1 protein-coding gene is annotated in these 440 nt (G+C 63.0%); it reads left to right on the top strand.

All coding sequences use genetic code 11. The annotated features are described in order from the left end of the window. Window positions 1-440, top strand: a 440-nt coding sequence (locus BST17_RS29460) for a hypothetical protein (protein WP_165762369.1), incomplete at both ends; no start/stop codon positions are given.

Genomic DNA, 440 nt, shown 5'->3' with positions numbered 1-440 from the left:
CTGCTGTCCGGGGCGACGGTCACCATCACGATGCCGGACGGCAGTGATGAGTTGACCTTCACCGAGTCCGGTGGGATTACGGGCTCATATGTGAATGGCGTGTTGACGCTGACAGGTAATGCCTCGGCTGCGGCCTATCAGGCGGTGTTGCAGTCGGTTTCGCTGAGCACTGACGTTGCGGGTGTGCGGACGATCGAGTTCGCGGTCACTGATGCGGCTGGTCAGGAGTCGGTGTTGCCCGGCGTCACGCTGCTGACCGTCACACCCACTCTCAATGGTGCGCCGACGATCGTCACGACGCCGGTCGGGGTCGGGTCGACCGGTCAGTCGACGACCGTGTCGCCGATCATTGTGATCGTCAACGAACCGGGTGAGCTGCTGTCCGGGGCGACGGTCACCATCACGATGCCGGACGGCAGTGATGAGTTGACCTTCACCGA

The sequence above is a fragment of the Mycolicibacterium bacteremicum genome (assembly GCF_002086115.1).
Classification (GTDB): Bacteria; Actinomycetota; Actinomycetes; order Mycobacteriales; family Mycobacteriaceae; genus Mycobacterium; species Mycobacterium bacteremicum.
Note: the sequence above shows the minus strand (reverse complement) of the source record. Positions and strands in the feature narration are given on the sequence as shown.